Source organism: Streptomyces sp. NPDC057616 (assembly GCF_042800575.1).
Lineage (GTDB): Bacteria > Actinomycetota > Actinomycetes > Streptomycetales > Streptomycetaceae > Streptomyces.
The window spans coordinates 1-7,506 of record NZ_JBHVGU010000035.1; the positions used below are offsets into that span (position 1 = coordinate 1).

The following is a 7,506-nucleotide window of genomic DNA, read 5'->3' on the forward strand; positions in this document are numbered from 1 at the left end:
GCCCACTCGTTCGTCGACTCGTCGAGGCGGGCCGTGGTGCGGGTGGCGCCCGCGTCCGAGCCGCCGTCGGGCTCGGTGAGCGCCCCCGCGGCGAGCAGATCCCCGGTGATGGCCGCGGCGACCTGGGCCGGCTGGTCGAAGAGGTAGAAGTGGCCGCCGGGAAACACCTGCACGGCGAAGTCGCCGCTGGTGTGCGCCTGCCAGGTGTGCGCGTCCTCGACGCTCATCATCGGATCGCTGTCCCCGGTCAACGCGGTCACCGGCGTGGCCAGCGGCGCACCCCCCTCCCACACGTAGGTGCCCAGCGCCCGGTAGTCGGCGCGCAGCGCCGGCAGCACCAGCTCCAGCAGGTCGGGATCGTCCAGCATGGCCTGGTCGGTGCCGCCCAGCCGGCGCACGTCCGCCAGCACGTCGCCGTCGTCGAACAGGTGGTAGGGCACCCGGCCGGTGGCCGGCCCGCCCCGCCCGGACAGGAACAGCCGCCGGGGCGTCGGCAGTTCACCCCGGCGGGCGAGGACACGGGCCGTCTCGAACGCCAGCAGCGCGCCCATGCTGTGCCCGAACAGCGCGTACGGCCGGCCCGGGGCCGCGGCGATCTCCCCGGCCAGCTCCCCGGCCACGGCCTCCACCAGCGGGGCCACCGCCGTGAACGGCTCCTCGTGGTAACGGTCCTGGCGCCCCGGGTACTGCACGCACAGCACGTCGAAGCCGGCGGGCAGTTGCTGCGCCAGCTCCTTGAACGCCGTCGCGGAGCCGCCCGCGTGCGGGAAGCACACGAGCCGCGGCCCGCGGCCCGCGTCCGTGGTGAAGCGTCGGAACCACGTGCTGGTCACTTCGGTGTCCCTTCGTGGGGACCGGCCGGCCCCTCGTCAGGTTCGGGCCGGCCGGCCGTTCGGTGCGTGTGCGGGGGTTGCGCCGTCCTCAGCCCTGCCGGGCGGGGCCGAACCAGGTGGTCAGGGCGGCCGTCAGGGCGGCGGTGTCGGGTGCCCGGTCCGGCCCGGCCGCCCAGGCGACATGGCCGTCGGGGCGGATCAGCAGCGCGGCGGGAGCGGGGATCTCACCGAGGGCCGGGACGGGCCACACCTCGTCCTCGCTGCGCGCCTCGACCACCTCCACACGGTCCGCCCATCCGCGGGCGGCCGCCGCCGGCCCCGCCTGGCCGTGCAGGTCGAGCAGGACGGGCCGGGCGGCGTGCAGCAGCTCGTGGACCCCGACGATGCCCTCGGACGACTTCAGGTCGGCGTCCGGGACCCGGCGCCCGGTCAGCGGGTGCTCCCCGTCGAGCGGGTAGCGGATGTCCAGCCCGGTCAGCAGGTGGCGCAGGTAGCGGTTGACGTCGTCGAAGACCATCAGGGAGCTGAACACCTCGCGCAGCGCGTCGGTCTGCGGGCCGGGCCGCACCAGCGCCGACTGCGCCCGGGTGTTGTGCAGCACCCGCTCCGCGACCGGATGCCGCTCGGCGTGGTAGCTGTCCAGCAGGCTTTCGGGTGCCCGGCCGCGCACCACCGAGCCGAGTTTCCAGCCCAGGTTGACCGCGTCCTGCACGCCCATGTTCAGTCCCTGCCCGCCCGCCGGGAAGTGGATGTGGGCGGCGTCGCCCGCCAGCAGCACCCGGCCGCTGCGGTACCGGTCGGCCTGGCGCGCGGCGTCGTTGAACCGCGACACCCACCTGGGGTTGCGCATTCCGAAGTCGGTGCCCGCGACCCGTACCAGCGACTGCCGCAGCCGTTCGAAGGTGACCGGCTCGTCGCGGCCGTCGACCCGGTCGAACTCGGAGGTGATCACCCGGTGCCAGCCCGGCTCGAAGGCGATCGCCGAGTAGTCGCCGACCGGGGTGCGCCGCACCCACACGTAGTCCTCGGGCAGGTCGGGCAGTTCGACATCACCGATCAGCGCGGTCATCGTCGCCTCGGTGCCGGGGAAGCCGATGCCCGCCAGCTTGCGTACCGTGCTGCGTCCGCCGTCGCAGCCCACCAGGTAGCCGGCGCGCAGCGCCGTACTCGCCCCGGTCTCCGTGGCGAGGTCGACCGTCACTGCGCCGGCGTCCTGGCGGACGGCGCGCACCTCGTGGGAGCGGCGCACCGTGACGCCGAGTTCGCCGGCCCACTCCTCCAGCAGCCGCTCGATGGCGGACTGCAGGATCATCAGCGGGTAGGGGTGGCGGGACTCGGACTCGTCGAAGTCGAGGTAGAGGCCGGAGAAGTGGCCCACCGGCTGCGGTTCGCCCTCCGCCAGGAAGCGGTCCAGGATGCCGCGCTGGTCGAGGATCTCCAGGGTGCGGGAGTGGATGCCGCCGGCCCGCGACTCGCCCGAGCGCTGCGGCAGCCGCTCGGCGACCACCACCTCGGCGCCCGCCAGCCGCAGTTCGCAGGCGAGCATCAGGCCCGTGGGCCCGGCGCCCGCGATCACCACGTCCGTGTCCGTGCCGCTGTCTGCCACGCCCGCCCCCTCCGCCCGCGGCGTCCATGCCGCGCCTGATACGCCGTCACTCTCACGCTCACGTACGGCAGGCGGGCGCTTCAAGACACCTGGGCACCCGGGCGGGCCGCCCGGACAGCGGACTTGCGCGGTGTCCCGCCGGCGGGACAGGCGGCCGGCGGGACAAAGCGGGGGAGCGAGGCTGGTGCGGGGCGGTGCGGGGCGGTGGGGTGGTGCGCGCAGACCGCCGGCCCCGCCGGCGAGTTCTCCGGCGGGGCCAAGGGGGTTGGGGCGAGGGGGTGTTCGGGCGGCTGGGGGGTCAGGCGGCGTCGAGCGCGCCGGTGATCTTGCGGGTCATGGCGTCCAGGGCCGGGCCGGGTCCGCCCTTGCCGGCGCCGGCGGCGGCCTCGACGGCGACCAGGACGGTGCTGCGGAAGTTGTCCGCCTCCTCGGGCGCCTGCTTCTTCAGCAGGGCGACCGAGGCGGTCAGCGCGGGCAGCACCCGGTCGGCGAGCTCGGCCGCGGACTTGCCGCCCAGGTCGCCGACCGAGGAGGACTTCTCCGCCAGCACGTGCCCGACCAGGCCGGTCGCGGAGGTCAGCGCGATGCTGCCCTGGGTGGCCACCTTGTGCGGCGAGGAGGCACCGGCGGCCGCCGACATCAGGGAGACGGCGCCGTAGGCGGCGGTGCGCAGGGTGGTCTTGTCCTGGTCGCTGAGGGTGACAGACATGGGGGGCTCCTAAAGAGAAGAGGGGTGTCGTACGCCGTTGTCGGCGCCGCTCCGATTCCGTGGCTCCAGCATGGCACACGTGTGGCGCCATGGCGAGCCATTCATGGCATCAAGTTCGCGCCAATGGCGCCACGGGATGGCGTAAAGCCGTGAACTGCCAGCTCAAACACGGTAGTTCACTGGTGCCATCGTGGCCGGATTCGGGCCCGGGATTCGGTTCCGGGGGTGGTGTGGGGGTGGACGCAGGGTGGCCCGCCGGGGTCCTCGGGGGATGGTGGGGACGCCGGCGGGCGGTTGGGCGCTCCGCGGGGGCTCATGACCGTGCACGTCGGAGCTCACGGTCCGCGAGCGTTCCACGGCCCGCTCGGGTCCCGCTCGCGCGGTGGTGGAGAACCGGCGGGAGCACGGCCGGTGTCATGCGGGGCTCGAACCGGCTTCGAGTGCCGTGACCGACGCTGGCCGACGGCCGTCACCTCCGCCGTCACCTCCGACGGCCCATCACCTCGGCCGGAAGGGGAGACCCATGACCGTCCGGGACGACGAGCCGGTCGCTCAGCAGCGTGGCACGGTCGCCGAACTCGAGGCCGTACGGGAGGCCATGCGCCAGGGGCCCGCCGCCGGGGCCACCGAGGCGCAGCACGCCAGGGGCAAGCTGACGGCCCGCGAGCGGCTCGCCCTGCTCTTCGACGACGGCCGCTTCACCGAGGTCGAGGGGCTGCGCCGGCACCGGGCGAGCGGCTTCGGCCTGGAGGACCGCCGGCCCTACACCGACGGCGTGGTCACCGGCTGGGGCCGGGTGTTCGGGCGCATCGTCTTCGCCTACGCCCACGACTTCCGGATCTTCGGCGGCTCCCTCGGCGAGGCGCACGCCGAGAAGATCCACAAGATCATGGACATGGCCGCCACGGCCGGCGCCCCGCTCGTCGGCCTGTGCGACGGGGCCGGGGCGCGCATCCAGGAAGGGGTGAGCGCGCTGGCCGGATACGGCGGGATCTTCCAGCGCAACGTCCGCAACTCCGGGGTCATCCCGCAGATCAGCGTCATGCTGGGCCCGTGCGCGGGCGGCGCCGCCTACAGCCCCGCGCTGACCGACTTCGTGTTCATGGTGCGCGGCACCTCGCAGATGTTCATCACCGGCCCGGACGTGGTCGAGGCGGTCACCGGGGAGCGGATCGGCCACGACGAGCTGGGCGGCGCGGACGCCCACACCCACCGCTCCGGGGTGGCCCACTTCGCCTACGACGACGAGGAGAGCTGCCTGTCCGACGTCCGCTACCTGCTGTCGTTCCTGCCCTCCAACAACCGGGACCTGCCGCCCGCCGAGCCCTGCACCGACCGGCCCGACCGGCTCACCCCGGCCCTGCTGGACCTGGTGCCCCGGGACGAGAAGCAGGCCTACGACGTGCGCGCGGTCATCGGGGAGGTGGCCGACGGCGGCGAGTTCTTCGAGGTGCACGAGGCGTGGGCGCCCAACGTGGTGTGCGCGCTGACCCGCCTGGACGGCCAGGTCGTCGGCGTCGTCGCCAACCAGCCGGCCGTGCTCGCCGGGGTCCTGGACATCGAGGGCAGCGAGAAGGCCGCCCGCTTCGTGCAATTCTGCGACTCCTTCAACATCCCGCTGGTGACGCTGGTGGACGTGCCCGGCTTCCTGCCCGGCGTCGGCCAGGAGCACGGCGGCATCATCCGGCACGGCGCGAAACTCCTGTACGCCTACTGCAACGCCACCGTCCCGCGCATCCAGCTGATCCTGCGCAAGGCCTACGGCGGCGCCTACATCGTCATGGACTCGCGCTCCATCGGCTCGGACCTCTCGCTGGCCTGGCCCGGCAACGAGATCGCGGTGATGGGTGCGGAGGGCGCCGCGAACGTCGTCTTCCGCCGTCAGATCGCGGCCGCCGCCGATCCCGAGGCGGCCCGCCGGCAGTACATCAAGGAGTACCGCGACCAGCTCATGCACCCCTACCACGCCGCCGAGCGCGGCCTGGTGGACGACGTCGTCGACCCCGCCCAGACCCGCATCCGGCTGATCGACGCGCTGGCGATGCTGCGCACCAAGTACGTCGACCGGCCCTCCCGCAAGCACGGCAACCAGCCCCAGTGACGGCCAGGGCGGGGGCGCCGGGTCAGGAGGGCGCGCCGGGGGCGTCCTCGGCCCCCGCGTGCGGCGCGGCGACCGCGAACCGGCCACCGCCCGGACGCCACGGCGCGTGCCGCCGCATGCCCCGGCGCAGGCACAGAAGTTGATACCGGCAGCGGCGCCGCACGAGCCGGAGGATCGGGGCGTGCGCCCGGGGGGTCGTCGGACGACGGGACATGGCTCTCCAGAGGGTTGCCGCCCGGTGCGTCGCGGGCGGGCGCGGGCCGCCGGTGTCCGAGCCACGATGAACGCTCCCGGACGAGAAGCGCTCGAAGAGCGATGGAGAGCCGGCCGACCCCGAAGACAGGGCGATTGACCGGTGCGCCGGCCTCCCGTACGCGTGTCCTACGACGTGCTCGCGGCGCCGCGGCACGCCTCTCGGCCGATCCTCGACCGGGAAACGAGCGCCGGGGCGCATAGATGGAGAGTCGAGCCGGTCATGCCGGGTGGGCCGAGATCCCGAACAGGAGCCGGATCAGCATGAGCAGCAATCCGAGCCAGCGCACCGGGGCATCCGCCGGGGAACTCGACGATGCCTTCCACGTCTTCGACACGACGCTGCGCGACGGCGCGCAGCGCGAGGGCATCAACCTCACCGTGGCCGACAAGCTCGCCATCGCACGCCACCTGGACGACTTCGGTGTCGGCTTCATCGAGGGCGGCTGGCCCGGCGCCAACCCGCGCGACACCGAGTTCTTCGCCCGCGCCCGCCAGGAGATCGACTTCCGGCACGCCCGCCTGGTCGCCTTCGGCGCCACCCGCCGCGCCGGCGCCAAGGCCTCCGAGGACCTCCAGGTCAAGGCGCTCCTGGACTCGGGCGCCGAGGTGATCACCCTGGTCGCCAAGGCGCACGACCGGCACGTCGAACTCGCGCTGCGCACCACCCTGGAGGAGAACCTGGAGATGGTCCGCGACACCGTCTCCCATCTGGTCGCGCAGGGGCGGCGGGTGTTCGTCGACTGCGAGCACTTCTTCGACGGCTACCGCGCCAACCCCGCCTACGCCCGCGCCGTCGTACGGGCCGCGCACGAGGCCGGCGCCGGCGTCGTCGTCCTGTGCGACACCAACGGCGGCATGCTGCCCGCCCAGGTGCAGACGGTCGTGGCCGAAGTCCTCGCGGACACCGGGGCCCGCCTCGGCATCCACGCCCAGGACGACACCGGCTGCGCGGTCGCCAACACCCTCGCCGCCGTCGACGCCGGCGCCACCCACGTGCAGTGCACCGCCAACGGCTACGGCGAGCGCGTCGGCAACGCCAACCTCTTCCCCGTCGTCGCCGCCCTGGAACTCAAATACGACCGGCGGGTGCTGCCCGACGGGGCGCTGCGCGAGATGACCCGGATCTCGCACGCCATCGCCGAGGTCGTCAACCTCACCCCCGCCACCCACCAGCCCTACGTCGGCGTCTCGGCCTTCGCCCACAAGGCCGGCCTGCACGCCTCCGCCATCAAGGTCGACCCCGACCTCTACCAGCACATCGACCCCGAACTGGTCGGCAACCGGCTGCGGATGCTCGTCTCCGACATGGCCGGCCGCGCCTCCATCGAGCTCAAGGGCAAAGAACTCGGCGTCGACCTGGGCGGCGACCGCGAACTCATCGGCCGCGTCGTGGCCCGGGTCAAGGAACGCGAACTGCAGGGCTACACCTACGAGGCGGCCGACGCCAGCTTCGAACTGCTGCTGCGCGAGGAGGCCGAGGGCCGCGCCCGCCGCTACTTCCGCATCGAGTCCCGCCGCGCCATCGTCGAGGACCGCCCCGACGGCAGCCACGCCAACGAGGCCACCGTCAAACTCTGGGCCAAGGGCGAGCGCATCGTCGCCGCGGCCGAGGGCAACGGCCCGATCAACGCCCTGGACCGCGCCCTGCGCGGCGCGCTGGAGGGCCTCTACCCCCAGCTCGCCCGGCTCGGCATGACCGACTACAAGGTGCGCATCCTGGCGGGCAAGCACGGCACGCAGTCCGCGACCCGCGTGCTGATCTCCACCACGGACGGCCAGGACGAGTGGTCCACGGTGGGCGTCGCCGAGAACGTCATCGCCGCCTCCTGGCAGGCCCTGGAGGAGGCCTACACCTACGGCCTGCTGCGGGCCGGCGTCGAGCCGGTCGAGTAGGCGGGCGGGGGGGGGGGAGGGGGGGGGTTCCCCCGCCTCCCCCCCCCCCCCCCCCCCTCCCCCCCCCCCCCCCGACGACACCCAACAACACCCTCCCGCCCCCCACGAG

At 73.8% G+C, this 7,506-nt stretch carries 5 protein-coding genes; 2 read left to right on the forward strand and 3 right to left on the reverse strand.

Annotated features, from left to right (window positions below):
• From ACFU97_RS34540 to ACFU97_RS34550, 3 genes are all read right to left on the reverse strand, one after another.
• A partial coding sequence (locus tag ACFU97_RS34540) for an alpha/beta fold hydrolase (protein ID WP_384264517.1) occupies positions 1 to 833 on the reverse strand: 833 nt, incomplete at its 3' end.
• A gap of 88 nt (positions 834 to 921) precedes the next feature.
• Positions 922 to 2,439, reverse strand: a complete 1,518-nt coding sequence (locus ACFU97_RS34545) for an FAD-dependent monooxygenase (protein ID WP_384264519.1) — start codon at positions 2,437 to 2,439, stop codon at positions 922 to 924.
• Positions 2,440 to 2,737: 298 nt separating this feature from the next.
• Positions 2,738 to 3,148: a hypothetical protein gene (locus ACFU97_RS34550; RefSeq protein ID WP_384264521.1), complete on the reverse strand. Its 411-nt coding sequence runs from the start codon at positions 3,146 to 3,148 to the stop codon at positions 2,738 to 2,740.
• A gap of 523 nt (positions 3,149 to 3,671) precedes the next feature.
• Here ACFU97_RS34550 and ACFU97_RS34555 point away from each other — a divergent pair.
• Together ACFU97_RS34555 and cimA are read left to right on the forward strand one after the other, a co-directional pair.
• Entirely contained in the window at positions 3,672 to 5,249 is a 1,578-nt protein-coding gene (locus tag ACFU97_RS34555) for an acyl-CoA carboxylase subunit beta (RefSeq protein WP_384264523.1), read from the forward strand.
• 516 nt (positions 5,250 to 5,765) lie between these two features.
• Positions 5,766 to 7,397: a citramalate synthase gene (gene cimA, locus ACFU97_RS34560; RefSeq protein ID WP_384264525.1), complete on the forward strand. Its 1,632-nt coding sequence runs from the start codon at positions 5,766 to 5,768 to the stop codon at positions 7,395 to 7,397.
• Positions 7,398 to 7,506 lie beyond the last annotated feature (109 nt).

What these genes read in the sequence shown, in the direction of transcription:
- ACFU97_RS34550 (WP_384264521.1), bottom strand. Translation starts at nt 3,148, where the DNA reads ATGTCTGTCACCCTCAGCGACCAGGACAAGACCACCCTGCGCACCGCC.
- ACFU97_RS34555 (WP_384264523.1), top strand. Translation starts at nt 3,672, where the DNA reads ATGACCGTCCGGGACGACGAGCCGGTCGCTCAGCAGCGTGGCACGGTC.
- cimA (WP_384264525.1), top strand. Translation starts at nt 5,766, where the DNA reads ATGAGCAGCAATCCGAGCCAGCGCACCGGGGCATCCGCCGGGGAACTC.